General features: G+C 26.7%; 38 protein-coding genes. 10 read left to right on the top strand and 28 right to left on the bottom strand.

What is annotated here, in order from left to right:
* Nucleotides 1-141: 141 nt before the first annotated feature.
* Nucleotides 142-408 carry a Mor transcription activator family protein gene (locus ABHC41_RS06435; RefSeq protein WP_092924697.1) on the bottom strand — a complete coding sequence of 89 codons (267 nt, stop codon included), beginning with the start codon at nucleotides 406-408 and terminating at the stop codon, nucleotides 142-144.
* Between the two features lie 209 nt (nucleotides 409-617).
* Between ABHC41_RS06435 and ABHC41_RS06430 the strand changes: the two genes are divergently transcribed.
* Genes ABHC41_RS06430 through ABHC41_RS06420 form a run of 3 tightly spaced genes read left to right on the top strand, consistent with a single transcriptional unit; the run spans nucleotide 618 to nucleotide 1301 of the window.
* Nucleotides 618-842: a DUF1659 domain-containing protein gene (locus tag ABHC41_RS06430; protein WP_092924695.1), complete on the top strand. Its 225-nt coding sequence runs from the start codon at nucleotides 618-620 to the stop codon at nucleotides 840-842.
* Nucleotides 843-868: 26 nt separating this feature from the next.
* Entirely contained in the window at nucleotides 869-1096 is a 228-nt protein-coding gene (locus ABHC41_RS06425) for a DUF2922 domain-containing protein (RefSeq protein ID WP_092924693.1), read from the top strand.
* A gap of 58 nt (nucleotides 1097-1154) precedes the next feature.
* Nucleotides 1155-1301: a YvrJ family protein gene (locus tag ABHC41_RS06420; RefSeq protein WP_195581322.1), complete on the top strand. Its 147-nt coding sequence runs from the start codon at nucleotides 1155-1157 to the stop codon at nucleotides 1299-1301.
* Nucleotides 1302-1374: 73 nt separating this feature from the next.
* Here the strand turns inward: ABHC41_RS06420 and ABHC41_RS06415 are convergent, their stop codons facing one another.
* From ABHC41_RS06415 to ABHC41_RS06395, 5 genes are all read right to left on the bottom strand, one after another.
* Nucleotides 1375-2490: a hypothetical protein gene (locus ABHC41_RS06415; protein WP_271892274.1), complete on the bottom strand. Its 1116-nt coding sequence runs from the start codon at nucleotides 2488-2490 to the stop codon at nucleotides 1375-1377.
* A 372-nt stretch (nucleotides 2491-2862) separates the two neighbouring features.
* Complete coding sequence (locus ABHC41_RS06410) at nucleotides 2863-3291, bottom strand: DUF4829 domain-containing protein (RefSeq protein ID WP_271892276.1); 429 nt, start codon at nucleotides 3289-3291, stop codon at nucleotides 2863-2865.
* 94 nt (nucleotides 3292-3385) lie between these two features.
* A complete protein-coding gene (locus ABHC41_RS06405) occupies nucleotides 3386-4120 on the bottom strand; it encodes an ATP-binding protein (RefSeq protein WP_176698709.1) in 735 nt (244 codons plus the stop codon).
* Nucleotides 4050-4733: a replication protein gene (locus ABHC41_RS06400; RefSeq protein ID WP_195237312.1), complete on the bottom strand. Its 684-nt coding sequence runs from the start codon at nucleotides 4731-4733 to the stop codon at nucleotides 4050-4052. Before ABHC41_RS06400 ends, ABHC41_RS06405 begins: the two co-directional genes overlap by 71 nt.
* Nucleotides 4734-4780: 47 nt before the next feature.
* The gene (locus ABHC41_RS06395; RefSeq protein ID WP_195237311.1) at nucleotides 4781-5785 is read right to left on the bottom strand and encodes a lambda-exonuclease family protein; all 1005 of its coding nucleotides are present in this window, start codon (nucleotides 5783-5785) and stop codon (nucleotides 4781-4783) included.
* A 70-nt stretch (nucleotides 5786-5855) separates the two neighbouring features.
* Here ABHC41_RS06395 and ABHC41_RS06390 point away from each other — a divergent pair, with 70 nt between their 5' ends.
* On the top strand, nucleotides 5856-6113 hold the full coding sequence (locus ABHC41_RS06390) for a hypothetical protein (RefSeq protein WP_092924681.1): 258 nt from the start codon (nucleotides 5856-5858) through the stop codon (nucleotides 6111-6113).
* A gap of 30 nt (nucleotides 6114-6143) precedes the next feature.
* Here ABHC41_RS06390 and ABHC41_RS06385 read toward each other — a convergent pair whose 3' ends face one another.
* A complete protein-coding gene (locus tag ABHC41_RS06385; RefSeq protein WP_092924679.1) occupies nucleotides 6144-6950 on the bottom strand; it encodes a phage antirepressor KilAC domain-containing protein in 807 nt (268 codons plus the stop codon).
* Nucleotides 6951-7045: 95 nt separating this feature from the next.
* A complete protein-coding gene (locus tag ABHC41_RS06380) occupies nucleotides 7046-7261 on the bottom strand; it encodes a helix-turn-helix transcriptional regulator (protein WP_092924677.1) in 216 nt (71 codons plus the stop codon).
* Between the two features lie 263 nt (nucleotides 7262-7524).
* On the opposite strand from ABHC41_RS06380, the gene ABHC41_RS06375 reads away from it, so the two are divergent.
* On the top strand, nucleotides 7525-7926 hold the full coding sequence (locus ABHC41_RS06375) for a helix-turn-helix domain-containing protein (RefSeq protein ID WP_271892281.1): 402 nt from the start codon (nucleotides 7525-7527) through the stop codon (nucleotides 7924-7926).
* A gap of 116 nt (nucleotides 7927-8042) precedes the next feature.
* A complete protein-coding gene (locus ABHC41_RS06370; protein ID WP_271892283.1) occupies nucleotides 8043-8555 on the top strand; it encodes an ImmA/IrrE family metallo-endopeptidase in 513 nt (170 codons plus the stop codon).
* Nucleotides 8556-8682: 127 nt separating this feature from the next.
* On the opposite strand, the gene ABHC41_RS06365 is transcribed toward ABHC41_RS06370, so the two are convergent.
* The 3 genes from ABHC41_RS06365 to ABHC41_RS06355 form a co-directional block, all read right to left on the bottom strand.
* A complete protein-coding gene (locus ABHC41_RS06365; RefSeq protein ID WP_271892285.1) occupies nucleotides 8683-9297 on the bottom strand; it encodes a VanZ family protein in 615 nt (204 codons plus the stop codon).
* Nucleotides 9298-9413: 116 nt separating this feature from the next.
* On the bottom strand, nucleotides 9414-9629 hold the full coding sequence (locus ABHC41_RS06360; protein ID WP_092924667.1) for a DUF4177 domain-containing protein: 216 nt from the start codon (nucleotides 9627-9629) through the stop codon (nucleotides 9414-9416).
* A gap of 65 nt (nucleotides 9630-9694) precedes the next feature.
* Nucleotides 9695-9910 carry a hypothetical protein gene (locus ABHC41_RS06355; RefSeq protein WP_271892287.1) on the bottom strand — a complete coding sequence of 72 codons (216 nt, stop codon included), beginning with the start codon at nucleotides 9908-9910 and terminating at the stop codon, nucleotides 9695-9697.
* Nucleotides 9911-10034: 124 nt separating this feature from the next.
* Here ABHC41_RS06355 and ABHC41_RS06350 point away from each other — a divergent pair, with 124 nt between their 5' ends.
* Both ABHC41_RS06350 and ABHC41_RS06345 read left to right on the top strand, forming a co-directional pair.
* A complete protein-coding gene (locus tag ABHC41_RS06350; RefSeq protein ID WP_271892289.1) occupies nucleotides 10035-10337 on the top strand; it encodes a helix-turn-helix transcriptional regulator in 303 nt (100 codons plus the stop codon).
* A 38-nt stretch (nucleotides 10338-10375) separates the two neighbouring features.
* Nucleotides 10376-10498 carry a YvrJ family protein gene (locus ABHC41_RS06345; protein WP_271892695.1) on the top strand — a complete coding sequence of 41 codons (123 nt, stop codon included), beginning with the start codon at nucleotides 10376-10378 and terminating at the stop codon, nucleotides 10496-10498.
* Between the two features lie 91 nt (nucleotides 10499-10589).
* On the opposite strand, the gene ABHC41_RS06340 is transcribed toward ABHC41_RS06345, so the two are convergent.
* The 5 genes from ABHC41_RS06340 to ABHC41_RS06320 form a co-directional block, all read right to left on the bottom strand.
* Nucleotides 10590-11345 carry a hypothetical protein gene (locus tag ABHC41_RS06340; RefSeq protein WP_271892291.1) on the bottom strand — a complete coding sequence of 252 codons (756 nt, stop codon included), beginning with the start codon at nucleotides 11343-11345 and terminating at the stop codon, nucleotides 10590-10592.
* Complete coding sequence (locus ABHC41_RS06335; protein WP_271892293.1) at nucleotides 11326-11976, bottom strand: hypothetical protein; 651 nt, start codon at nucleotides 11974-11976, stop codon at nucleotides 11326-11328. The genes ABHC41_RS06340 and ABHC41_RS06335 overlap by 20 nt, the downstream gene beginning before the upstream one ends.
* Nucleotides 11976-13196 (bottom strand): hypothetical protein, encoded by a 1221-nt coding sequence (locus tag ABHC41_RS06330; RefSeq protein ID WP_271892294.1) that lies wholly within the window; start codon nucleotides 13194-13196, stop codon nucleotides 11976-11978. Before ABHC41_RS06330 ends, ABHC41_RS06335 begins: the two co-directional genes overlap by 1 nt.
* 159 nt (nucleotides 13197-13355) lie before the next feature.
* Complete coding sequence (locus ABHC41_RS06325; RefSeq protein WP_271892296.1) at nucleotides 13356-14639, bottom strand: FAD-dependent oxidoreductase; 1284 nt, start codon at nucleotides 14637-14639, stop codon at nucleotides 13356-13358.
* An 11-nt stretch (nucleotides 14640-14650) separates the two neighbouring features.
* On the bottom strand, nucleotides 14651-15619 hold the full coding sequence (locus ABHC41_RS06320; protein ID WP_271892298.1) for a hypothetical protein: 969 nt from the start codon (nucleotides 15617-15619) through the stop codon (nucleotides 14651-14653).
* A gap of 202 nt (nucleotides 15620-15821) precedes the next feature.
* On the opposite strand from ABHC41_RS06320, the gene ABHC41_RS06315 reads away from it, so the two are divergent.
* Nucleotides 15822-16475 carry a YwaF family protein gene (locus ABHC41_RS06315; protein WP_092924661.1) on the top strand — a complete coding sequence of 218 codons (654 nt, stop codon included), beginning with the start codon at nucleotides 15822-15824 and terminating at the stop codon, nucleotides 16473-16475.
* A gap of 201 nt (nucleotides 16476-16676) precedes the next feature.
* On the opposite strand, the gene ABHC41_RS06310 is transcribed toward ABHC41_RS06315, so the two are convergent.
* The 3 genes from ABHC41_RS06310 to ABHC41_RS06300 form a co-directional block, all read right to left on the bottom strand.
* Nucleotides 16677-17117, bottom strand: coding sequence for a MarR family winged helix-turn-helix transcriptional regulator (locus ABHC41_RS06310; protein WP_092924659.1), 441 nt, complete (start codon nucleotides 17115-17117; stop codon nucleotides 16677-16679).
* Nucleotides 17118-17314: 197 nt separating this feature from the next.
* Nucleotides 17315-17707, bottom strand: a complete 393-nt coding sequence (locus ABHC41_RS06305; protein ID WP_242977251.1) for a spore germination protein GerW family protein — start codon at nucleotides 17705-17707, stop codon at nucleotides 17315-17317.
* Nucleotides 17691-18290 (bottom strand): DUF2953 domain-containing protein, encoded by a 600-nt coding sequence (locus ABHC41_RS06300; RefSeq protein ID WP_195237298.1) that lies wholly within the window; start codon nucleotides 18288-18290, stop codon nucleotides 17691-17693. Before ABHC41_RS06300 ends, ABHC41_RS06305 begins: the two co-directional genes overlap by 17 nt.
* A gap of 190 nt (nucleotides 18291-18480) precedes the next feature.
* Between ABHC41_RS06300 and ABHC41_RS06295 the strand changes: the two genes are divergently transcribed.
* A complete protein-coding gene (locus tag ABHC41_RS06295; protein WP_240275646.1) occupies nucleotides 18481-18723 on the top strand; it encodes a small, acid-soluble spore protein, alpha/beta type in 243 nt (80 codons plus the stop codon).
* A 186-nt stretch (nucleotides 18724-18909) separates the two neighbouring features.
* Here the strand turns inward: ABHC41_RS06295 and scpB are convergent, their stop codons facing one another.
* The 9 genes from scpB to ABHC41_RS06250 form a co-directional block, all read right to left on the bottom strand.
* Nucleotides 18910-19440 carry an SMC-Scp complex subunit ScpB gene (gene scpB, locus ABHC41_RS06290; RefSeq protein WP_092924653.1) on the bottom strand — a complete coding sequence of 177 codons (531 nt, stop codon included), beginning with the start codon at nucleotides 19438-19440 and terminating at the stop codon, nucleotides 18910-18912.
* Nucleotides 19441-19444: 4 nt separating this feature from the next.
* Nucleotides 19445-20167: a segregation/condensation protein A gene (locus tag ABHC41_RS06285; protein ID WP_092924651.1), complete on the bottom strand. Its 723-nt coding sequence runs from the start codon at nucleotides 20165-20167 to the stop codon at nucleotides 19445-19447.
* Nucleotides 20168-20182: 15 nt separating this feature from the next.
* Nucleotides 20183-20770, bottom strand: a complete 588-nt coding sequence (locus tag ABHC41_RS06280; protein WP_092924649.1) for a site-2 protease family protein — start codon at nucleotides 20768-20770, stop codon at nucleotides 20183-20185.
* A gap of 166 nt (nucleotides 20771-20936) precedes the next feature.
* Nucleotides 20937-21368, bottom strand: a complete 432-nt coding sequence (locus ABHC41_RS06275; protein ID WP_195237539.1) for a M24 family metallopeptidase — start codon at nucleotides 21366-21368, stop codon at nucleotides 20937-20939.
* A gap of 85 nt (nucleotides 21369-21453) precedes the next feature.
* Nucleotides 21454-21756 carry a spore coat protein gene (locus ABHC41_RS06270; RefSeq protein WP_166505808.1) on the bottom strand — a complete coding sequence of 101 codons (303 nt, stop codon included), beginning with the start codon at nucleotides 21754-21756 and terminating at the stop codon, nucleotides 21454-21456.
* Nucleotides 21757-21761: 5 nt separating this feature from the next.
* Nucleotides 21762-21977, bottom strand: coding sequence for a hypothetical protein (locus ABHC41_RS06265; RefSeq protein ID WP_092924643.1), 216 nt, complete (start codon nucleotides 21975-21977; stop codon nucleotides 21762-21764).
* A 203-nt stretch (nucleotides 21978-22180) separates the two neighbouring features.
* The gene (locus tag ABHC41_RS06260) at nucleotides 22181-23356 is read right to left on the bottom strand and encodes a Xaa-Pro peptidase family protein (RefSeq protein ID WP_195237294.1); all 1176 of its coding nucleotides are present in this window, start codon (nucleotides 23354-23356) and stop codon (nucleotides 22181-22183) included.
* A 22-nt stretch (nucleotides 23357-23378) separates the two neighbouring features.
* A complete protein-coding gene (locus ABHC41_RS06255; protein ID WP_092924639.1) occupies nucleotides 23379-24938 on the bottom strand; it encodes an AbgT family transporter in 1560 nt (519 codons plus the stop codon).
* A 167-nt stretch (nucleotides 24939-25105) separates the two neighbouring features.
* The gene (locus tag ABHC41_RS06250) at nucleotides 25106-26284 is read right to left on the bottom strand and encodes a MalY/PatB family protein (protein ID WP_166505810.1); all 1179 of its coding nucleotides are present in this window, start codon (nucleotides 26282-26284) and stop codon (nucleotides 25106-25108) included.
* Nucleotides 26285-26305: the final 21 nt, after the last annotated feature.

The raw sequence follows: 26305 nt of genomic DNA, 5'->3' as shown, positions 1-26305 counted from the left end.
TAATTATTTAAGTTTAGTTATTTTTCTAATATTTAAATACTATATTTATATAGTTAGTATTTTTGTTATCAATAAATATATAAATATATTTTTATTATAATGTATAATTTAATTTTTTAATAATTTTGTAACCTAATTTTTTTAAATTCTATCAATTTTGTCATTTATAATATTTCTAACTTGAACTTCACTTATGCCAAATTTTCTAGACAGTTCCTTGTAATTACCATTAAAATCTTTTTTCATAATTTTATTCCTAACAGATTTAGTAATACTACTTTCATTAGGAATGTATACGCTACTTCCCCCAGCAAACTTAACAAGCTTTTTAAAGGAATCTATTCCAATAACATCAGCTAAATCCTTAATAGACTCTGGTAAATCATCTTTAGTCAAATAATCTAGCATAAAATAGCACCTCCACCTTTAACTTAAATTATACTTAACTTTCAATATTTTTTAATATACTTCCTTCTATTTTTAATTATAAAATACAATACCCTACGTCGTGTTTTCATACATAGGTATTTAAATTTTTTTATAAAAAACTTTAATTTCTATTAAAACTCAAAATACCTATACTTATTATCAAGAACTACAAAAAAGGGGGAATGATTATGGCAGTAGTAGCAACTAAAAATCTATCAGGATTAAAGATAAGATTTGACTGTGGTATGGATGATGTAACTGGAAAGACAAAGGTAAAAAGTAAGACTTACTCTAATGTTGACCCAGAAGCAACAGATGATGATGTATATGCTGTTGGATCTGTTATAGCATCACTTCAAAATAATACGTTACTTGAAGTAGCTATAATAGATAACACTACATTATCAGAATAGGTTATTAAATTATATGGAGGTGTATTATGGAAATTACAAAGAAATTATTAATGAGCTTTATGACAACATCAGGAAAAAAAGTTTCTATATCAGTAGATGACCCTAGAGAAAATTTAACTGAATCAGAGATAAAAACAGCTATGACTACTATACTTTCTAAAAATATATTTAAACCAGGTGGAGAAAACTTTGCATCTTTAGTAGAGGCTAAAGTTGTTGAAACTGGAACTACTGAGTACGACTTGGTTTTATAGTTAATAAGGCTATGCTATTTTTAGCATAGCTTTTAATTTATTGAAAGGATGTGTTTTTATGAATTCTGAATTACAAACTCTTATAGCTTCTGTTGGCTTTCCTATAGCCCTTAGTATGTATTTGCTTGTAAGGATTGAAGGAAAGCTTCAGGTTCTATCTGATAGTATTAATGAGTTATCTAAAAATATAATAGGAATGAAATAAATGAGCTGTAAAATACAGCTCATTTGTTGTTTATATTAAGTTATCATAAAATCAACTTCTATTTACTCATGGCCTACTTTAAACACTTATCTACTATGTTTTCTACTATAATCATATACTTTTCAATTGACTCTATAAACTCTTTAATTGTGATATTTTCATCTATTGGTATATTAATAGATGCTATCGTGTTAGACCCGTTGTAAGGTTTTATATTACTATCTCCAAGCTCATGAATTTCATTATGTACTAAACCTTTTACATAATCTCTTTTAGTTATATATTTTTGATAATCTTCTTCATTTGTTTTTTCTATTAATCTTTTTCTAGGTATATATGGTCTAGGTTCATAATGTAGAGGTAATGTCATCTTTTTATTAAAAATATCAAAAGATGCTTCTAGATGTATATCATAACAATCTTTTGTTATTTTATAAGTATTATTTATAAATCGTGCTTCCTCTTTTCCTATCCAACTATCTTTAGATATTTTTGCATAATAACTTAACCTACCATTTCCACCTGCCTTTCCAATTTCTCTAACACTTAGTCCACTTTTACCGTTTATATTTTTTACTATATTTTTAAACTTTATAAATGCCCTAGTTTTATCTTCTTCATTAAAACAACTATCTATAAGTTTATCATATTCATTAATATCTAAATCTTTATAGAAATCTTTTAATATTGATACAAAATCACAATATACTCTTTTTAATACTTCATCTTCAATATCTACGTCTACATTTTCAATTAAATCTTTATATGTTATGTTTTTAAATTTATCCCCAGTAGGTATTTGTTCAGGAATTAAAGTTAAAAATATAAACTCTGTTGTTAAATCTTTATTTTTTAATTCCAATAACTTATTATCTACTAAATCTTTTATACATTTTTCATCTGAATACCTTAAAGTTTGATTAAACCCTTCATCTGCCTTTAACTTATTTTCCACTATTAATAATCTTGAATCTTTTTCATTTTCTAATGTTACAATTATATCTGGAATACCAGCTGATGTTGCTATTCTTGTATAAGCCTTAACTTTAAAATCTGATGGATTTTCTATATTTAAAATATTTTTAATAAATGAGTTTCTAAATACTTTAGATTCATTTATTAATCCAACTATTAAGTTGCTTATTATATCTTCTTTGTACGTTATTCCTAATAAGTTTACTATATTCATTTTATCCCTCATGTTTTATAATTTATAAACAATATTTATTTTTTAACTGTAATATCATACCATATTTTATATTTACCTGAATCTCAAATGAAAACATTTACAATTATTCTAAGATATATCCATACTTTTTATGATTTATAATTACGTCTAAATCATCTAATATATTTTATTCTAATTATTTATTTACAAATTTTTTGTATATTAATTCCATTTTAGGACATACTTTAAATATCCTACTAAAATAAATCCATTATTATTTTTTATTCTTTTTATTTAATATAATTTTCACTAATTAAAAAAGACAGGCATCGGAAACCTGTCTTTTTTATTGCTTAAATTCTTGATTTTTTATTATTTATAATTAATTAAATTCTAATAACCCGCATCATCAATTTTCCAATTGCCTGCTTTATTATCTCTTATCAATACCCATTGATAGTCTGTGTATGTGGTATTTGGTTCTAAAACAGGATTATCACCAGAGCCATCAACATCAAAATCTGATAGTAAAACAATAACATTTTCTCCCTTAGCTCCATTTTCCAAACCACGTCCATATTCTAAATAAGCATCAACCCAATGATTAGATTTCTCTTCATCATACCATATCTTTGTTAAAGTAGATCCTTCAAAACTAAAATTATCTTTAACACATTTAATTGCATTATCTATTTCCTCTTTAGAAAATTTAGTAGATTCACTAACTTCAATTTTAATATCATTAGATACTTTTCCTTTATTACAGCTAACTAATGAAAATATTGATAATATAAAACAAAGACATATAATAAGTTTTTTCATATAACTCCCCTTTTATTTAATAATTTTTTATTACTATTATTTTACATAATTTTGTAATATATCTCAATTTTCATATTATATAAACTTAGTTTCTCTATCCCCTAATTCTATAATTAAGCTTCTTTCCTCTAATCTCACAAATATAATCACCACACATCTCAACAATCCTACTGCCAATAGCCTCATCAATATCCATAAGCTCACTAACTCTCTTTTCACAGCTTACAATAACAGGCAAATTATTAAAATACCTATGATTTACAATCTCAAAAATAATATTAACATCACTATGGCTTATCCTACCCTTAAACAAATCATCAATCAAAAGAACTCTAGCATTTTTATACCTATTCATAACATTGTTATAATAAACTTCATCCATAATATTTTGCTTAAGCCTAGTTATAACATCTCTATAACCCATATACACAACACCAACACCACTATCCATAAGCTCATTACAAATAGCAAGACTTAAGTGAGTCTTACCAGATCCTACTTGTCCTAAAAACATAATAGAATTTCCTCTATCATTTTCAATTTCATTAAAAAACTTTACATAATCACTAGCCTTTTTATAAGCATCCATTAGAATCATATCTACTGAGTAGTCAAAGTTATCAAATCTTTTATTTCTAAACTTTTCACTTATTCCACTCTTTTTTAAAATATCTTCAGCTTCTCTAACTTTTCTACAACTACAAGGAACTGCTACACCATCATTTATAATAAAAGTCATATCTCTACACTTATAACATCTATATTCTTTTAAGTTCTTCTCTGAACTTTCTAAGTTGTTCTTCACTTGGCTTTTTATAAAATACTCCATCCTCTTTTTCATATTTTGTGGTACATTTAAATTTTTTAGACTCATTTTTATACTTTCCATCACTACCACCCCTATTTATCTCACCATCTCTATATTTTTCTTTTTCTTTTTGTTTTTCTTTTTGTTTTTCTTTTTCCCCATACCCATACTCAAAGTTATTTTCTACTTTAGTTATGGGTATAGATACACTATCCATAGTGGTAATATTTTTATTTTTTATGTCTATAGCGTATCCATACCTATGACATTCTTTTAAAAATAAATTTATAAGGTCAATGCTTTTAATATCTAAAAGTTCTTTTTCTACGCATTTTTTAACCTTTGGACTTACCACCTTGTTGTGCTTAAGCCAGTTCTTAATAAAAATCTCCTTACTTTCCTCACTATAAATAATTTTTCCATAGTCCTCAAATCTTTTAAGAAGCTTTTCTACTGTTTCTCTGTTGTATCCTGTTTCTGTTTCTATAATCCTTTTAGGTAATTCATATATCCCACATTGGCTAGTCTTGCTATTTGTCATAAGGTAAATATAAAAATATTTCTCCTCTGGTGTTAAATCAAGTACAAAACCATCTTGCCAATAATCTATGTGTATATGCCTATAAACTGCCATATTAATCCCCCTAATTTTAAGCTTTTAAATCCATAATTAATTTTTCCTTAAATTCTAAACACTCTTGATGTAGTAGTTTTCATGTACTTTTTAGCTAAATCAGGATGTTCTTTTTTTAATCTTTTAGAATCTAATATATTTTTACTTTGCTTTTTCCAACTAATTTTTCTATCCCCAATATAAGCTATTTCATACTCTTTCATTTGACTTTGTATATATTGTTCTATAGCCTTTTTCTCACTATCTAACTCTTTTATAAGACCTACTACATCATCATATCTATTTAAGTAATTTTCCTTTTCAAATAGTATTATCTCTTCTTCTTTGCTTTCTTTATAAAGGTTTTTAAGTACCTTTGAATAATCATCACTTCCATCTGGTATTGGGATATTATCTCCTAGTACACACTTTTCCCAAAACATTTTCTCTAACTTCATAATATCTTCTATTATTTCTTCATCTCTATCAATCTTATGAATAACCAAATCTTCATTACCTATAAGTGCTGCTACATAACAATGAGTAGCTCCTGTAACTGCCATATAATGATAACATTGTACTTTATAATTAATTGGCACCCCATTTTTCCATTCTCCTTTAAAATAGCTTCCACTTACCTTGCACTCTAAAAATGCTTTTTCTCCTACAATAGCTCTATCAATATTTGCTATTGCAAATGGATATTTATCATTTTTAAGTATCCCATTAATATTTCTGACTTTCTTATTAGTTTTTAAGGCAAATTCCTTAGCTACAAAATCCTTTAACTTATTACCTAGCTCTATTTTGTAATTTGTATAAATAGTATCTTCAATATGTTGTGTATTTTTATTTAATATACTATTTATAGTTTTATCATCTGTATTGTTTATGTTATTTTTTATATAGCTAAGTTTTTCTAAATATACACTTACAGAGCTTTTGTATGGATTAAGCCCAACTACACTAGATGCATCACTTCCACCTATACCTTTTCCCCTTTCCTTTAACCACTCATATTTACTCATTTTCTTTGTATTATGAGTTATATTAGCCTCTAAAAATTTTCTCATTAGTTTATCCCCCTTTATATTTATTTGTAAGTTTTTTCCTAGTAATATATAATACTTCTGAGGTGATTATTTGAAATTAACTGATAAACAGCAATTTATAATATTTTTATTACTTGCCATAGGTTTAAGTACATTTGATGCTATATTTTTACCTAATACCAACTTTAGTTCTTATAATTTTCTAATTAGCGTATTTGTTGTAATTATATTAATTAGAGTACTTTATAAATTTTTTAAAGATTTTAAATCATTTACAAAAATAGATATACTAGGATATATAGTTGTTTTTATTATTGGTTTATCTTTATTATTTACTGTTAATACTTAATATGGTTAATTTTAACCATTATTTTTTTATCTATTTGTAAGTTTTTTCTAAAAAATATTTTTGACCTTTTCCAGTTATAAGTGTTGTTGTGGATATTATTTCACCTTCACTTGTATTTAAAATGCTTTCAGATACTTTAAAAAGCCCTCTTTCTATATACACTTGCTTTGGCATGTTCTTTTCTTTACCACTTTTTATAAGATATCCATTATCTCTTAACATACTAAATAGTCTATTTCTTCCTATTTTTATGTTATTGTTGTTTAGTATTTTAGCAAACTGTCCTATTGTTATAGCATCTTCACTTGTAGCTATAGTTTTTGCAAAATTTACAAGTGGCTTATCTAGTTCTATAGTTTTTTCAAGCTTTCTAGCCTTTTTCTCTACTAACATTCTTTGATTTCTTTCTTCCTTTAACTTAGTTACCATTTGTATTATAAAGTCTGGATTTTCTAAAGCTTTTTCAATAACATCTTCATTCATATAAGCTCCATTTTTTCTAATAGAAGGTATTACTTCTTCCATTATCCACTTTTCAAATCTTTTTGCACTAGGTAGTTTTGACCTAATAATTAATCTATACACATTACTTTCATCTATAAATTTCTTTCTAACAAATTGTATTATTTCACTTTTATTATCTCTAAAACCAGTAACTACCCCCACGTCGGAAAAAATTACCCCCTCTTTTTTACAATGTCTTATTATTGCATCTCTAGGATTTACATATCCTAATATCTTAGCTATTCCTATAGCCTCTATATATTCCTTGTTATTTACTACTATTACATTTATTTCTCCAAATTCCTTATTAAAAAATACCTTTAAATCTCTCATATAAATCCCCTTTGTATATATTTATTATCATTTTTTTATAATTTAGCTATTTTTATTACCTTTTGGTAATATAATAAGTAAAAATTTTTGTATAACTAATTCTCAATATCTAAATTTAAAAATATCTCATTTACTTCTTTAATATTAAGATTTAATACCTTACTTATTTTTACTACTTCCTCTAATGAAAAATCTACCCTTCCATTTTCTTTAAGATTATAAGTTTTTGTATTCATCCCCATCATATTTGCTACTTTAACTTGTGTTAATCCAAATAATGCCCTTTTTGATTTAAGTATTCTAAGTCCCATTATTTTACTCCCCTATCTCTATTTTATTTTTTTATGATAAATATTTTTTTGCTCCTTTGTAACTAAATATTACATCCATATTTTGTAAGTGTCAATTAGTTTTTGGTAATTTTATTATACAAATTATCATTTTTTTTAGTAATTTGTATGTTTTGTATATTTTTATTACCGTATGTACATTTTTATTTCCTTTTTAATAACACTGTGATATTATTAAAATATAACTAAATAATGTTAATTTTAACCAAAGGAGCGTGAAGAATTTGGAGACTATTGCACAGAGAATTTCTAGAGCTAGACGTTATTTAAATTTAAATCAAAAAGAATTAGCAAAAAGAGCAAATATAACAGAGGCTAGTTTATCTAGATATGAAAATGGATTAAGAGAACCAAAATCTGCCGTACTTTCAAGACTTGCTGATGCACTTGAAGTGTCTACTGACTACTTACTAGGTATTACTGATGAAAGAACTTATGATGAATGTGATATAACTAAAAAAAGTGAAAAAGATATTAAAAATATATTAGAAAATGCTGAAGAAATGTTAAAACAAGATGGATTAATGTTTTGTGGTAAGCCAGCTTCTAAAGAAGCTATAGATGGGGTTTTACAAGCTATTAAAATGGGGATGCTTTTAGCTATAGATAAAGAGAAAAATAAATAAAAGTACTTTTAATTTTTTAAGCAACGTGTTGGCGATATGAGCAAAGCGATTTTTGAGCAACGGACGAAGTCGTTGGCGACATGAGCAACGCGATTTTTATGAAGGGGAGATTGATTTTGAATTTAAAATATATAAAAGAAAAAGTTAGGGTTCTAAAAGAGCGCTATCCAGGGTTTACTGCATTAGATTTACTTCATCATTTTAAGGTCGTTACTCATTTTTTTGATGATAGCTTAGAATCTGAATTGCCTGAAGGGTGTTATTTAAAAATTGATGGTGTAAAGTTTGTACTTATAGATGCTAATCTTTCTGATGAAGATAGAAAAAGAGTTTATGCTCATGAACTTGGACATGTCCTACTTCATCCAGATATAAATACTTTAGAGGTTGAAAAATATGACCCTGTTCTTTATGAAAAACTTGAAAAAGAAGCTGATACTTTTGTAGCTGAGTTTTTATTAGATGATGATGTTTTTATGAAATACTTTACTGGTTGTAATTATAAAATAGCAAGCCATGAAAAGGTACCTGTTAGATATGTTAATATGAAGGTAAATAATTTAGATAAGTCTGTTAGAAAAGACTATGAGCAATTTTTTGCTATGAATTCTCACTATATTTCCTATTAAATAATATTGGTAATAATTTTTACCAATTTTTTTATGCTTAATTTTAAATCTTTATAAAAATATATATTTTTTAACATAAAAAAAGAGCAATATTTCTAATGCTCTATTAGTTTTTAGTATATTAAAATTAATTAATTTGATTTTCTTCAATTAACTGAGGATGTATATTATCTATCATACTTTTTATTTTACCTCTATACATAAGTTTAAATATGCCCCACGCTATAATCCCACCTAATGTATTTAATATTAAATCTTCTACATCAACAGCTCTTATATACGTAAGTCCAAATATATTCATAACTAACTGAGTCAACTCTATTGATAATGATATTAAAAAAGTTATCTTAATAGCGGATTTTAAATCTCTTGATTTTTCACTTTTTGCACATATATACAGTATAAATGGCATTAATAAAACTATATTTCCAACTACATTTCTTATTATACTTCCAAAGTAATTTGCACCTTTAAAATAATCTATAAATGGAACTATGTTTATATTACATCTTTCTATAAAACTTAATGCTCCTTCATATAAAGTCATTTCACCTATAATTATAGGTAAAATAGTTATTCCTATAAGTAAGAATAAATATATTACAAATAGATTAGTTAAAATTTCATCCCCAATGTTAAATTTAATACCCTTTTTCCTTCTGTTTATTAAGATTATTATTCTTGCAATTATCCATATGGGCAATCCAAAAATTAATAATCCACGCAGTTCAAATGAATACATATCTTATTCCCCTTCTGACCATTTTCCAAAATTTACAATATTAAATATATCATGATTGTAAATTTATATCAATTAAGTCATAAGAATATCCACTTGCCTTTTATTGTTTCAAATAGTTATTTTATTTCTTTTTCAAAAATAATTTGATAACAATATGATGCTTGATATGGCGCTATACCAGTATTTTCATTTACTGGAACAATAACTTGCTTTAATCTCCATCCGTTTTTCGCTTCTTCTTGAATAGTATTTTTACATTCCTCAAAAGTATCACCAGTTTTAACATTCCATCCTTTTTTTAATGGCACTTTTATAAATTTATACTCATACATATAGTTTCCTCCCCCCCTTTATTTAATTATAGCAATTGCTTTAGGTAATATATAACAATAAAATATCATTTTGACAATACTTTGTTAAGTACCCTTTTTTTGTATTTTCCTACTTTAGACATATAATGATTTTCTGAATATATCCCAATAAATATTAATGTAAAACCTAATCCAACACACAGCCCTTTTATAAACTCTGGAAGTAGATTAGTGCAATTTCCTAACAAGAAAATAATGTTGAATAATAATCCAAAATTTATATAATTATTTAATCTCTTCATATACATCACCTCCACCCCTTTTATAATATATATTCTATACAGAAATTTAGCTTTCGCAACTATATAATTATTTATATATAATCCCTATAAAAAAGGCTAGGTTTCCTGTGCATATTGCCCCTGCGTGAACTTCCTAAATTCAAAGTTTATTCATAAGTCATATGATTATAGTGATTTGCCAGAGGATACTTTTGGACAAAAGTTAAAAAATCTTAAATTGTCTATGGGGTTATCTCAATATGAGCTGGGTAATAAAGTTGGTATGCAGCATAGTATGATAGGTTCTTATGAGCGTGATGAATTTTATCCTACTCCAGATTCTATTAATAAACTTGGAAAAGTATTAAATACTACTATTTTATGTAGTGACGGTTATGCTAAATTTTTACTAGACTCTTATACTTTTAAGGACAAGCTTTTTAAATAGATAATAAAAAATAATCTTACTAAAAGAGATGCTGCTAAATTGCTTCTGTAGGATTTCCTATCGCCCTTAGCATTTATTTACTTGTAAGGATTGAATGTAAGCTTCAGATTCTATCTGATAGTAGTAATGAATTATCTAAAACTATTATAGGTATGAAATAGATGTCGTAACTTATTATTATATCTCTATTTCCCAAATAATTGATAAATAAAAATACCTACAATATAACAAGTTAAAGAAAGATACTTAAAGTTAAGTATCCTTCCCATCATTAAAATTATTGAGTATATTTGGTACAAATGTTTGACTATATCCACATATAATAATAATAAAATATAAAACATAACTATTAGTTGAAAAGTCTATATTTCCAAGAACAAGTCCTGACTTAATAGCTATAAATCCTATTAAGGACATTAATAATGTTGATATCACCATTTTTATACTTTCTATATATATAGATACTTTATTAACATTATAATTTATCTCTAAGTTATTCTGATTAATTATGAGCGATAATATTCCTCCAATTGGTCCATATATAAAGCATGGATAATATTCAGAATTTAATATGTATTTAGTATTATTAGATACCCATACTACTAGTAGTAATATAAGTATAGCAGGTGCTATAAAATCTATTTTTCGTTGTATTATTATATTACCCTCAATATTTTTTTTTAAATCTTCAGCCAAAATCTCCGCGTCTTCAATCTCATCATTTAATGCTAACTGATATATAGTCGCTATCTCTGTACTATACTTTTTTCTATATGACTTACTCATAGGAAGATTATTTATATCTGTTACAATTCTTTTTATTTTTGATACCTTTTTTATCTTATCATTTTCCTTAAATCGTATCCTAACTTTATGAGTTATATCGGTACCTATTATGCATATATCATTATCTACAATCTTATTTTTTATTACATCCTCACTATATGTTACATCACTATCATTACTACTAAATAACGCTTTTATATTATTAATCCATGTATTTTCCATATTTATCAATACCACCTGCACTAATTGTAGTAATTAATTTAATAACAGTTTCTATTATCTCATTTTCACTACATTTTTTCTTAACTTCTATTCTATTTACAGACCTTATATTAATTAAATAGTTGCATTTTAGTGGTTGTATAGAATAGGACTTTATTTTTATATTTTCATAATTGCCTTTAAACCCCATATCATAGATAACTTCCATACCATCTATTTCACTACCAATTAACTCAAAGTCTTCGCCTTCATTATCTATATAATCAAATTGAATATTTAAATTTGTTAAACTCCTACTAAAGTCTTTACTTGCTAATAATTTAAAACACTCTACTGACAGTAAATTATATTTCACCAAATTTTTATCATTGCAAAATCTTTTAATATATTGATATTTCTTTGTGGTAAATACAACTATTTTTTCATTCTTAAATATGTATAGGTTGAACTTATCGTACAGATATACCGTATTATTCTCTTCACATTCTATTAAACTCTTAGATTTTAAATTATATATGGAATATACTTCTATATTTTCGTAATAATCTATTTTATTAAATTGATATTCTTCTACCTTCCTAACTATATCTGTATATTTCATATATTTATATACATATATATTATTTAACATTAAAGTATCCATCCTCTTTCTTGAGATGTTTTTTCTGATTTTAATTGTTTATCTTCTTCAGTATGTTCTTCTTCTGTAGTAGTTTTTTCTTCTTCTAAATATTCAACTATTTGTGGTTCATTTATTATATTTTCGGATATAAACTTATCTATGAATATTTGTTTTACATCTGTATATGAGCTATTTAAAATTTCTTCTCTTGCTGATATCTGTTCACTTGCTATAGATATTCTAAAAAAATTGTTATCTTCAAATAACATCGTTATAGGCAATGTACTCATTATAACGTCTTCTGTTTCTTCATCTGTATAAGAATAATCCACCTGTATTTTGAATCCTATTATACTTTTTCCTTCTTTTATTTCTTTTTTTATTTTATTATGATTTTGTAAATTTTCTCCACCATATATTAAATCTGTTATTTTACAATCATTCTCAGTCTCGATTACTTCATTATTAAAGTATATCATCTTTATACCACACCCTGAGAAACATCCATCTTCTACTTCAAAGTGATTTAATAAATCCAGCATATGAACTGTTATTGGAGAAATACTATTACTTATTTTCTGATTACGTTTTATCCATTGCTCTGATATATTATTGTTAAATTTTGGGGCATTTATTTTTATCTTGTTTTCTATAATTAACTCTTCATTGTTAAACACTTGTTGTAAAAAAACTTTTATCGTCTTACTTTCAGTAATATTTTTTGAATGGATATAAATCAACCCATAATTAAAATAAATTTGTATATCAGCTTCTATTTGCTGTCTAAAAAATCTACTTTTTTCTTCCTCATAATCATATATTGCTTGCCTTTTAGTTCTTTCAATAGTAAATAAAAGATTATCTCCTAATTTTCTTATATTAAGTATATTTATTTTTATATTATTATTACTTTTTATTAATGCTGTCTTATTTAAGATGGATATAAACTTATCAATATTTAAGTCTATCATTTCCGTATTAAATTTATAAAAGAAACCGTCATAGAAATTTTTATTTATAGAAAAAGACCTTTGATGAACTTCCAAGTATACTTTTTCATTTAATTTGTTTTCATCCAACATTTTTAATAGACTATCTATAATCTCTACTTTTTTTAGTTTTTCGTCTATTTTTATATCATTTCTTTGAAATATATTTACAATTTCATTTATAGTTAAATTTGTTAAAGCATGTTCAAATGTACTCTTATCTATTACAATTTTAGACACTGTATATTTTCTCCCTTATTTAAAGTATTTTCACTATATAATATACCATATTTTTACATAAATATATAATTATATTAGCTCTAATACATTCTATAATTAAGTCTATTCCCACTAATCTCGCAACTATATAATCCCTATAAAAAAGGCTAGGCAAAATGCCTAACCTATAACCTTCTTGTCATATATACCTTCCAGACTAGCCTTTCTAACCCTATCCCTTATAACATCCTTATCTATAGTATAAAATCCTAGCTCCTTCATCCTATTAAAATAAATACTTCCTGCAAATGTAAATCTTAACTTATCTCCACCTTCTTTTTGCATTTCATTATTAGAATAAGCTAAAAAATCACCTATTAATAAATTAGTTGGAAGTTGAAGTAAATACATTCCAACACAGCTTCTAGCTGCATTATGTCCTGCCAAGCTTCCTGTACATATTGCCTCTGTATGACCTACATAAAATCCTGATTTTTCTCCACCAACAAATAAGTTATTTATACCTTTAGCTCTCATATAGTTATCTCTTTTGGCTACAGATAAATATCTAATAGAATTACCCTTACCACCAGCATATGGGTCAACTATACAAGCATTCTCAAAGCCTTTAACTTTTCTTAGTTTTTCTATAGCAAAAAATGGACTCATAAGTTTTGCATGACCTGTATCTAGTAAAACTATATTATCAGAAAATGCAGGTAGAGCATATTGTTGACATACCTTTAAGTCTAACTTCTTTTCATTTTTAAGTTCATCAGGTAGCGCTATTACTGCACATCCTTTTTCATTTAATTCCTTTTGTATATCTTCACTTAAAGATTCTTTTAATAGTTTCATAGAACCACTAAATGCACCAAAGTCACCATTATTTCTTCTTCCCATCATATCTTCTAATCCACAAGTTTCACTTATACTCACTCTTCCTCCAAAAGATGGACATCTTAGTACACACATTGCACACCCATTACCATACTTTGTACAGTTACCCATAGGACCTGCTGAACCTGTTGTTTCAACAAATGCTTCACCATATACTTTTTCTCCATCTTCTAAAATTACAGCTTTTATATTACCGTTTTCAACCTCTGTATCTACAACTCTGCTAAATAATCTAACGTCTATTCCCATTTCTATTAATTTATTTCTTACTTGTCTTTCTACCTTTGTTACATTATACAATGTAGCATGATCATGTCCTGGGAAATTTATATCTTTATGAGTACAATATTTATCAGTGATTTCAAATAACTCTCTAGCACCTAGTGCTATTGCTTCTTCTGCTGCTGTATATCTTCCGTTATTTCTCATTATTCCACCAACATTACCTAAACCTATTAATAGGTCTGTTTTTTCTAATACGGTAACATCAGCACCTGCTTTTTTAGCAGATATGGCAGCAGCACATCCTGACCATCCACCACCAATAACAACTACTTTAGGCATTACAACTCCCCCTATACATTGTTAGAATTTAAAAAATCTCTACTGTTTATTTGCATCTTACAAGATTTAACTTTTTCTCCATTTACATTGACTATGCAAGCACCACATATTCCTTCACCGCAACATATTAAATTATTATTTGATATAGCAAATTTTATATCTTTACTGCATTCATCTACAATGTCCATAATATATTTACTGAATCTATTGCCTCCAGCTGAATATACTAAGCTTATATCATTTCTTTTTATATAGTCTAATAAGAAGTCTTTATTTTCATTTATATCAGTTATATATACATTTATTCCTAATTTTTCTAACTTATCTACTACTTCATCTAATATATCTGCTTGGTTATTTATAAACACTTCTACCTTGTTATTATTCTCTATAAGTCTTTTGACTACATTTATAGAGTTTACTAAAGATAATCCATTGCCTATTACAACTACATTTTCTCCGGATGTAGATTTTATTTCTTTAATCCCAAATATTCCATTAAAATACGGTCCTTTTACTCTTATTTTTTTAAAGTTTATTATATTTTTAGTCTTTACTCCTACTGGCTTTATGATTATTTCTAGTATGTTTTCTTTATCATCCACATCCATAACAGATATAGGCGTGTTAAATATATCTCTATCCTTGTCTATCCCCTTAATAAGCATGTAAGCGCCTGGGCTTTTTAAATCTATTATGATATTTTTAGGAACTTGTATTTTTATAAGGTATACATTATCCTTAATTTCTTTTATATCTTTTATATCACAGATATATTCTTCTCTTTGTTTAATTTTTGAATTCTCACTATGCTTAAGTTCATTATAAATACATACTCCTTGCCATGAACAACTTGAGCATTTTTCTCCTCTTATAAGAGGACATTTTATACAATCCCCTGAGTAAGCAAGATGACACGGGCAATACTTGCTCCCAGCATCTGCACATATTTTCCCACTACCCTTTTTCAATATATTCACATCCTTAAATTGTTTATTTTTTAATGTCTTGAATAGTATATTATCAATTTATTATTTTAATTTTTTTTTGTTACACTACCACAAATTAATACAAATTTTATTACTTCTATTTTTGTAGCCTCAAAATATACTTTAGTATATATAAAATTTTTGGATATGCCGTATACTTGATTTTATTAAATTTATCTTAGGAGAGTTATTTATGAATGGAGATTTCATTTTTTCTAAAGAACATCTAACTATACTTTTATTATTTTCAATATTTCTATATGTTTGTCCAAAGCTTACTAAAAATTTATTACCTTATAGTTATATTGTTGAGAAAGTAATATGTGCACTTATTATATTAGAAATAGTATCTGAACAAGTTTCATTAATATCTATGGGAGGCTATGATACATTAAATTCACTACCTATTGGACCAGGTCGATTTTGTTCTTATATTTGCATAGCAATTTTATATTTTAAAAGATATCAATTGTTTAATGTATTTTTTTCATGGAGTTTGGTTTGTTCTATAGGTGAGATAATATTTTTTAAAAGTATTCCTTATAGATTTCCAAATATACTTTATTTCTTACTTATATTTTCTAAAATGATATTAGTATATGCTAATGTATATCTAATAGAAGTTAGAAAATTTAAGGTAAGCTCTAGTGCTATTAAAGATAATTTAATTACTTGTATAATATATTTTTCATTTTTATTTTTCTTAAATATTTTTACAAACTTTAATTTTAATCGTGATTTTTCCAATTTTAATATTTTAAATATCATTGTATTTATAATTTCAACTAATATAGTATATATACCAGTACTTTTATTTGATAAATTTAATTTTAATATTAAAAGGTAAATTTTTAAACCTATTAATATATATTATTTTCATGAGTTATCAATAGATTTATGCTTAATATAATTTAATTACATGTAAAAAAATGCTCGCTAATTTAGCGAGCAAATATACTTTTATTTCCTAATAATAAATGTAAGAAGAAAATAAAAATCTTAGGTTATTTTCATTATAACATAATTTGGTATGATTTTTTATTTTATTTTATAATAATTCCTTAAATATAACGCTTGATTCAACCATACAGTTGTATAACCTTTCTTTTTTATCTTCATCTAACTTTTCTATTCTATGACCTATTACATCTAGTAAATGGTCTACTTCAGCTTTGATTAAAACATGCCCTTTTTCAGTTATACAGTAGAAAGTATTTCTTCTATCCTTTGGATCTTCTTCTCTGTACACATATCCTTGTTCCACCAATTTGTTTAATAATATACATAAACTAGAAGTTGATACATATAAATCTTTACTTAAATTTTTAAGCTCGATTTTTTTATGCATATTTATTCTGCTTAATGTAACAAATTGCCTCTCTGTTAAAACACTATCATGTTGCACCCTCTCCGCACTTATAAGCTTTACTAAGTTAGCAAAGTCATTCATACTGTCCACCATTAATGTAGAAATTTCTCTGTTGTTCATAGCTCTTCACCTCGAAATTTTGCTCTATACACCCTATAATACCCTCTACATTAGTTAGTATTTTAACTATACACTTTATTATACTACACAATTTTAATATTTACCAATTAAATTATTTGCTTTCAAAGTATTTGCTAAAATAAAGCTATCTATAATTTATTTATTTTAAACTCTAGATAGCCCTAATTTACTTACTATTAGCATTGTTTTTTGTTTAAATCATCCTTCTTAGATAACTTTTGAATTTTTTCTATAACCTTTGGTGTAACTGCTAATATATTGTCTACCATATTTATATTGTTATCTAAGCTCATAAGTCTTGTTTCACCATCTTCAACTACTACAAATGCTACGGGTTGTATAGATATGGCTCCTGCACTTCCTCCTGCAAAGTTTGTTTCATTGTCCCATTCTACTTTTGAAATTCTATTTTCTTTATGTGGACCTCTAGAGTAATCTCCTCCACCTATACCAAATCCTATTGTTATTTTTGATATAGGTACAACAACTGTTGTATCTGTTTTTATAGGGTCTCCTATTACTGTATTTGCATCTATTGAGCCTTTAATAGTTTCAAATGTTGTCTCCATAAGACTTTTTATTGAGTTTGTCGATTTCAATATTACCACCATTCCTTTTACCTTTATTAATTTTAATGTAAATTTTATATATAGCAATCGATATTATTATTATATCTTTTATTGTCGGTTTTATTTCTATCTTTGAATCACAATTTATAAAGTTTTTAGTAAAATCTGGTTTTACATTTAAATATACCTTATTAGAGTTTATAATGTTTATTATGCTAGAATAAATAAAATTTATAAGTACATATATAAAACTTGTAAAAGGTATATTTTCACTGCCGAAATTTATATCTATATATATTTCTTCTATCTTAACTCTTTTTAGTAACCCAAATACTACTTTTATTTCTTTTAAATTTGAATTGTATATGCTTCTATTTCTTTTAATTTCTCCCTTCTTAGTTTTGGTACATTTTTTATTAGTTGGATAAAGTGGTATATTTATATTTATTATATTAAAGAAATACTTTATCCTTAAATCTACCCTTATATGTTCATTCTTTACTTTAGAAATGATTAATATATGTAACTTTGAGTTAAATAGTATTAGTAATAATACTATTACTATACAAATAATTAATAACACACTGTATCTCATAGTTTTATTATTTCTAAATATTGAATATATATACAAAAAAATACAGATATTAATTTAAATATAAAGTTATATAAGCAGTAATTTCATATACTTTTATATAGAATTTTAATATCTTGTATTATATTTTAAATTACGTATATCCTATTTTATAAATACAACAAATGAAAGGATGTATTCTATGAATAAACCAATTAACCAAAATGCAAAACAAGCTTTAAATATGCTTAAAATGGAAATTGCTAATGAACAAGGATTTAACTACAATGAAGTTAGTGATAAAATTGAAAGTAATGCCCCTCAAAACACACTAGAAGGGATATCTAAGAATGTTCTTGCTGGAGAGCTAGTTGGAGGAGCTATGACTAAATCATTAGTTACTAAAGGCGAAGAAATACTTTTAAAGATGTATAAAGAAAAGTAAGTTTTTTATTAAAATTAATATAATTAAAAAAATTCGCTTCGCTCATATCGCCAACGACTTTGTCCGTTGCTTAAAATATTATTTTTTACATTTTCAAAGCTATTGAAATATCTTACCTTTATGAGTTATCAATAGTTTTATACTTAATATAATTATCTTGAATGTAAAAAATCCAATAGGATAAACCTATTGGATTTCTTTTTCTTCATTTAATGGTGGTAAATCATCTAAGCTTTCTATGCTTAGTAATTTTAAAAACTCATCAGTAGTTTTATATATTATAGGTTTCCCTATTTTTTCTAACCTTCCAGCTTCTTTTATAAGTTCATTTTCAAGTAAAACAGATATTGCTCTATCACATTTTACTCCTCTTATATTTTCTACTTCAACCTTTGTTATAGGTTGTTTGTAGGCTATTATAGTTAGTGTTTCAAGAGTTGCCTGACTTAGTGTTTTCTTTTTTTTTGGTTCTAATAATTTTTTTATAAATCCTGCATACTCTTTGTTAGTAGTCATTTGGTATTTATTTTCTAATTTTATTATTTGTATACCTCTATTGTTTTCCTTATACTCTTCTATTAAAGAGTTTAACATTAACTCTATCTCTTTGCTTGATAGCTCTTCATTTATTATACTATTTAGCTCACCAATACTTATAGGTTCTGAGTAAGCAAACATTATAGCTTCTATAATATTTTTAATATCTTCACGTCTCATTTTATCACTCCGAGCTTTTCTTTATTATTATGTCATCAAAGAATAAGTCTTGTTCTACTATTACTTCTTTTCCTTTTATCATTTCTAATATAGATAAAAATGTTGCTATAACTTCATCTTTATCACAAGACTCTATTATCTTTGTAAATCTTACTTCTTTTTCTACTTCTATTATACTTCTTATAAAAGATATCTTTTCTTCAACAGGTATTATTCTACCTCTTACTATTTTGTCTAATCTTTTATCTTCTACTTTTTCATCTTCAACAGATTTTACTTTAAGTATTAAAGGAAGTATATTTTTTATAGCCTCTATAGATATATCTTCTAATTCTACTTTTTCATCTGTTATTATTTCTTCTTTTTTTCTAAAGAATAATTCATCTATATAAGTTATGTTATCTTTTATAGAATCTGTTGCTAGCTTGAACTTTTTATATTCTTCTAATTGTTCTACTAATTCAAGTCTAGGGTCAACACTTTCTTCATCTTCTTTTTGTTTATATAATAAATACTTAGATTTTATTTGAAGTAACTTAGATGCCATTGTTATAAATTCACTAGTTACCTCTAAGTCCATTTTCTCTAGCATTTTTATATAATTTATGTATTGTTTTGTTATTTCTATTATTGATATGTCCTTTATATCTATCTTTTGCTTAGATATCATATCATATAATAAATCTAGTGGTCCATCATAAACCTGTAAATGTATATTATACTTCATGGATTACCTCTTAAATTATGCAAATAAAAATACTATGTTAATTATTATATCTCTTATTGGTTCTACAAATATACCAACTAATCCTGTAAATATTAAAACTAAAAATATTATACTACTCATATTTTCATATCTATAAACATATTCATTGTATTTATATGGTATAAATGTTGATACTATTCCCCATCCATCAAGTGGAGGTAGAGGAAGTAAGTTAAATGCAGCAAAACCTACATTATATATCATAGTCATAGAAGCTATTAAATTAATAGCATACATATTTATATACTTATTTATAAGCACACATATTATAGCAGTTATAATGTTTGCTATAGCTCCTGAAAATGAAACTAACACATTTCCTATCTTGTAGTTTTTAAAATTATTTGGATTAACAGGAACAGGTTTTGCCCAACCTATTTTAAATATAATCATCATTAAAAGCCCAATAGGGTCTATATGCTTAGCTGGATTTATAGTCATTCTTCCATACATCTTAGCTGTATCATCCCCCAGTAAGTGTGCCGAATACGCATGACCAAACTCATGAACGCTTATAGCAACAGCAATTGCAACTACCGTTGACAATATATAATCTAAATTCATTTTTTCATCTCCTATATTTAGTTTTAATTTTATTATATCAAGTAATTAATTCATAATCAAAACTTTTGTATAATCAGATACTTATATGTTAACCACTAATCTATTACATTAAAAGGCAGCTACTAATTATTTATTAATAGCTGCCTTTTTAATTTATATATTATTTTTAATGTGGTGTAAGTGGTGTTAATACTTCACAACCATCTTCAGTAACTAATATCATATCTTTTATATTAAATCCACCAAATCCAGATATATAACATGGTGTTTCTATACAAAGTATCATACTAGCTTCTAGTTTTCTTTTTTCGATTAATGATATAAATGGTGTCTCCACCGTTTGAGGTCCCATACTTATACTATGTTCTAAATGACCTCTTTCATAGAACTTATACTTTTCCTTTACATAATTAAATCCTATTGAGAATAATTCATTAAAACCAAGTACTGGCTTAACTAAATCTATCATAAGCCTTTGAGCTTTAACTAATCTTTGCTTTAACTCACTAAGTACTGGGTGAGCATCTCCAACTATCCAACTTCTAGATAAATCTGTTGTATAAAAGTTAGTGTCTCCATTTACCCCCCCCCGTCGAATTTAACTACGCTCCATTTTTTATTATCCTGTCGGTTGAATGACAAAATAAAGGTTACAATTTAAGTTCTTTAAAATTGAAATATAACTATCTATTTTCGCTAATAACATGTTTTGATTCATTATAAGCACATGTTAATTGTTGAATAGGAGTATCATATGGCTTAATCCATCCCTTATTAAGACTTAATTCAGTAAGTGCTGTATGACCTCCAACCATTTGAGTTAATGATGCTGAATATAGCGCTCTTAATTCTGGTGTACTACTTGTTAATGTAGAATTAAGATACATGTCTGCAGCTTCTTTTGCAGATGAAAGCATACCTAAAGCTATTATTTCATCGTTTAGATCTGCATTATCTTTTATTAAATTTCCTAGCATATTTCTCATAGTATCTATTCCTCCTCAGTAGCTGGTATTTTATTCTCAACTATAAATTGTTGTATTGCTTTAATTCTTCCTTCTGTTGCTAATATACTAGCCTCTGATTGTCTCTTTAAGTCTTCATCTGATATTAAAGAATCTATTGCTCTTTGCATAATTAAACCATCAGATTCCATTTTTAACACTGCTGCTAAAGATAGATTTTCTATTTCTGAAAGTGCTCTCATTCAATTACCTCCTACAATATATTTTCATATAATATTATGCGTATTAATATTTAAAAGTAATCATGTTAATATCTACCTTATTAATAAATTCAAAATAAATATATAAACTTACTATACAACAATTTTTCATAACTTTTAAAATATTATAATTTCATCAGTATATAAAAAGGTAGTGTTAAGCACTTTAACACTACCTTCTATTTTTATTTATAATGTGGTGTAAGTGGTGTTAATACTTCACAACCATCTTCTGTAACTAATATCATATCTTCTATATTAAATCCACCAAATCCAGATATATAACATGGTGTTTCTATACAAAGTATCATACCAACTTCTAGCTTTCTTTTTTCGCTTAATGATATAAATGGTGACTCTGCCGTTTGAGGTCCCATACTTATACTATGTCCTAGATGACCTCTTTCATAGAACTTATACTTTTCTTTTACATAATTAAATCCTATTGAGAATAATTCATCAAAACCAAGTCCTGGTTTAACTGAATCTATCATAAGCCTTTGAGCTTCAACTAATCTTTGCTTTAACTCACTAAGTACTGGGTGAGCATCTCCAACTATCCAACTTCTAGAAAAATCTGTTGTATAAAAGTTAGTGTCTCCATTTACCCCCCCGTCGAATTTTACTACATCTCCATTTTTTATTATCCTATCAGTAGATCGACAAAGTCTTCCTGAATTTTCACCTGCACAAAATGATGACCATCCACTTGGGAAGCATATTCCTGATTCCATTACCTTTTTACAGTATATATCAAACAGTTCTCTTTCACTTACTCCCTCTTTAACAAACTGACTTGTATGTAAAAGTGCCTCATCAGCTACTCTAGCTAACTTTCTAAAGTATTCTATTTCATCATCTTCTTTAACACTTCTAGCTTCTATAAATAAATTAGAAACATTTACAAAATCCACATTAGGAAGAGCTCTCTTTAAAGAATCAAAATATGTTGCTGATATAAAATCAAGTTCTATACCTACTTTTTTATCTTCAAGATTTAATTCTTTTATACTTTCAACTACTACATCTAATGAAGTTACAAAAGTTTTATTAGATACAACTTCTTTATTAGCTAAAACTTCTTCAAAAGTTTTTCCCCCAACCCATGTACTATATTTTTTAACTATACAGTCCATATAATCAGAAAATGCTTCACTTTCAAAATCCATTCCTATAGCTATAGCCCTACTTTCTTCTTTGTTATCTAATACACTTACAGCAAAATGTGCTTGTCTAGATACTGTATGTTGATGTGAAGAATAAGCTGTTATATAAGTAAAATTTTCCGGAGAGTTTACTATAACTCCATCAATATTATTTTCTCTTAATAATCTCTTTATTTTTTGAACTTTAGGTTTCATATTCACTATCTCCTAATTTAAATTATGCTCCGTAAAATAATGGTGATCCTGGTCCTATTGGTAAACCAAATGTATACCAAACTATAAATAATAACGTCCATCCTATTAAAAATGCTATTGAGTATGGTAACATTGTTGTTATTAATGTACCAACCCCAGCTTTTTTCTCATACTTTTGACAAAAGGCTACTATAAGTGCAAAGAATGGCATAAGTGGTGCTATAACATTAGTACATGAATCTCCTATTCTAAATACTAATTGAGTAAGCTCTGGTGATAATCCTATTTGCATAAACATAGGAACAAATATTGGAGCCATTAAAACCCATTTAGCAGAGTCAACAGCTATTATTATATTTAAAAGAGCTGTTAAAACTATAAAGCATATTATAAGTGGTAATCCTACAAAGCCTGTATTTTCTAAGAAATGTGCTCCATTAACTGACATTATAGTTCCAAGCTTTGAATAGTCAAAGAACTTTATAAATTGTCCTGCAAAGAATACTAAAACTAAAAATCCTGCTATACTAGTTACACCTTTTATCATTAACTCTATAACATCTTTATCATTTTTTATAACCTTAGCTCCTATTCCATAGAATATTCCAGGTACCAAAAATAAACATGCCATTATAGGTATAATACTACTCATAAATGGTGAAGTTAATATTGAACCAGTTTCTGGGTCTCTAAGTACTCCATTTTGAGGAAGTACTAATAATCCTATAAATGCTATATAAACTATTAATGATAATACTCCCCACTTCATACCTCTTTTTTCAAGGTCTGTTATATCTTCAACTACTGCGTCTTCATCTGATACATATTTTCCAAGTCTTGGCTCTACTATTTTTTCTGTTACAAATGTTCCTACTGCTACTATTAAGAAAGTTGATGCTATCATAAAGTACCAGTTAGCTGTTGGTTGAACAAAGTATTCTGGATTTATCATATTTGCAGCTTCTGTTGATATACCTGCAAACATTGGGTCATTTGTACCTATAAGTAAGTTTGCACTCCATCCTCCAGATACTCCTGCAAATGCTGCTGCCATACCTGCTATTGGATGTCTTTTAAAACTCATAAATATTATTGCTCCTAATGGAACTAATACAACATATCCAGTAGATGATGCTACATTTGACATTATTCCCAAGAATATTATCATAGCTGTAACCATCTTCTTTGGTGTAACTTTTGCTACTTTTCTTAAGGCTGCTGATAAAAATCCTGTTCCTTCTGCAACTCCAACACATAGTATTATTACAAATACTGGTCCTAGTGCAAAAAAGCTAGTAAAGTTTGATACTATAGAAGTAAACATATATCTAATACCATCTGGTGATAGTAAACTTTCTGCTACAACTTGAGTTTCAACTATAGCTCCAGTTGCTTGGTCATAAGCATCATAACTTACAGAAAGACCCATACTACTTGCAATAGCTGATCCTAATATTACAACTGCTGTTAATATTATAAATATTGTCGCTGGATGAGGTAGCGAATTACCTACTCTTTCAACTGTGTCTAAAGATCTTAAAAGAAAGCTCTTTTTTGACTTTGCCTGTGCTTTAATTTCCATAATAAACCCCCGTATTATAAAATTTTATTTAAAACAATGTATAAAACCCTTTTCCTTTTGAGCAAAATTATTATTAGTTATATAAATCATTAACTCTTAGATAAATTTATTTTCAAGAGATTATAACTAAACTAGCTATAATCCCTTATTTTAAAACCTATACTCCCCTATAAGTTTTTCTTATCTACTGCTTCTTTTAATTGATTCATAGCTTTTTCTAATAACTTTCTAGAACAAGCTACATTTAATCTCATATAGCCTTCTCCACCTATTCCAAAACTTCTTCCATCATTTAATCCAAGTCTAGCTTCATTTGTAAAGAAATCAACTAATTTATCTCCCTCTAGCCCTAAATCCTTACAATCTAGCCACATTAAATATGTACAGTCTGGAGTATTTGGCTTTATTTGTGGTATATGTTCTTTACAGAAGTTATTTATAAACTCAACATTACCTTCTAAGTAAGTTAATAATTGCTCTAACCATTCTTCACCATGAGCATAAGCTGCCATATTTGCCACTACACTAAATGCATTGTTTCTTTTAGAATCCAACTTTCCTTGTACATCTTCATATATCTTTTTCATTTCTAAGTTAGGAAATACTGTAGTTGATACTTGAAGACCTGCTAAATTAAAAGTCTTTGTAGCTGACATACAAGTTATAGTATTCTTTTTAAAGTTTTCATTTATAGATGCCATTGGTATATGCTTGTTATTAAATAATATTAAGTCTGAATGTATTTCATCAGATATAACCATAACATTGTTTTCTAAACATAAATTACCAAGTTTAGTTAGTTCTTCTCTACTCCAAACTCTCCCAACTGGGTTATGAGGATTACAAACTATTAAAAACTTAGCCCCATCTTTAAGCTTCTTTTCTAAGTCTTCAAAGTCCATTTGATAATCTCCATCTACTAGCTTTAAAGGATTGTATACTAATTCTCCTCCCCAATCTTTTACAGCTGTAAAGAATTCCGAATATACTGGTGGTTGAACTATAACCTTATCACCTTCATTTAAAAACTCTCTCATAAAATGACACATCATTGGCATTACTCCTGTAGCATGTGCCATATACTTTGTATCAACATCCCAATTATTTCTCTTTAATTGCCACTCTCTTACTAATTCAAAGTATCTTTCTGGCCTTGATACATATCCAAACATCCCTTGATTAGCTCTTCCTATTATTGCATCTATTATAGGCTGTGCTGTTTTTAAATCCATATCAGCAATCCAAAGAGGTATTATATCATCTCTCCCAAATTTATTTTTAGCCTCATCATACTTTGCTGAAAAATTGTTACTACGATCCATTATTTCATCGAAATTATATATCATATTACTCCTCCAAATTGTCCC

The organism is Romboutsia sp. 1001216sp1 (assembly GCF_039841805.1).
GTDB classification, from domain to species: Bacteria; Bacillota; Clostridia; order Peptostreptococcales; family Peptostreptococcaceae; genus Romboutsia_C; species Romboutsia_C hominis.
The sequence above is the reverse complement of the archived record's forward strand: the minus strand, read 5'-3'. Positions and strand labels throughout refer to the sequence as shown.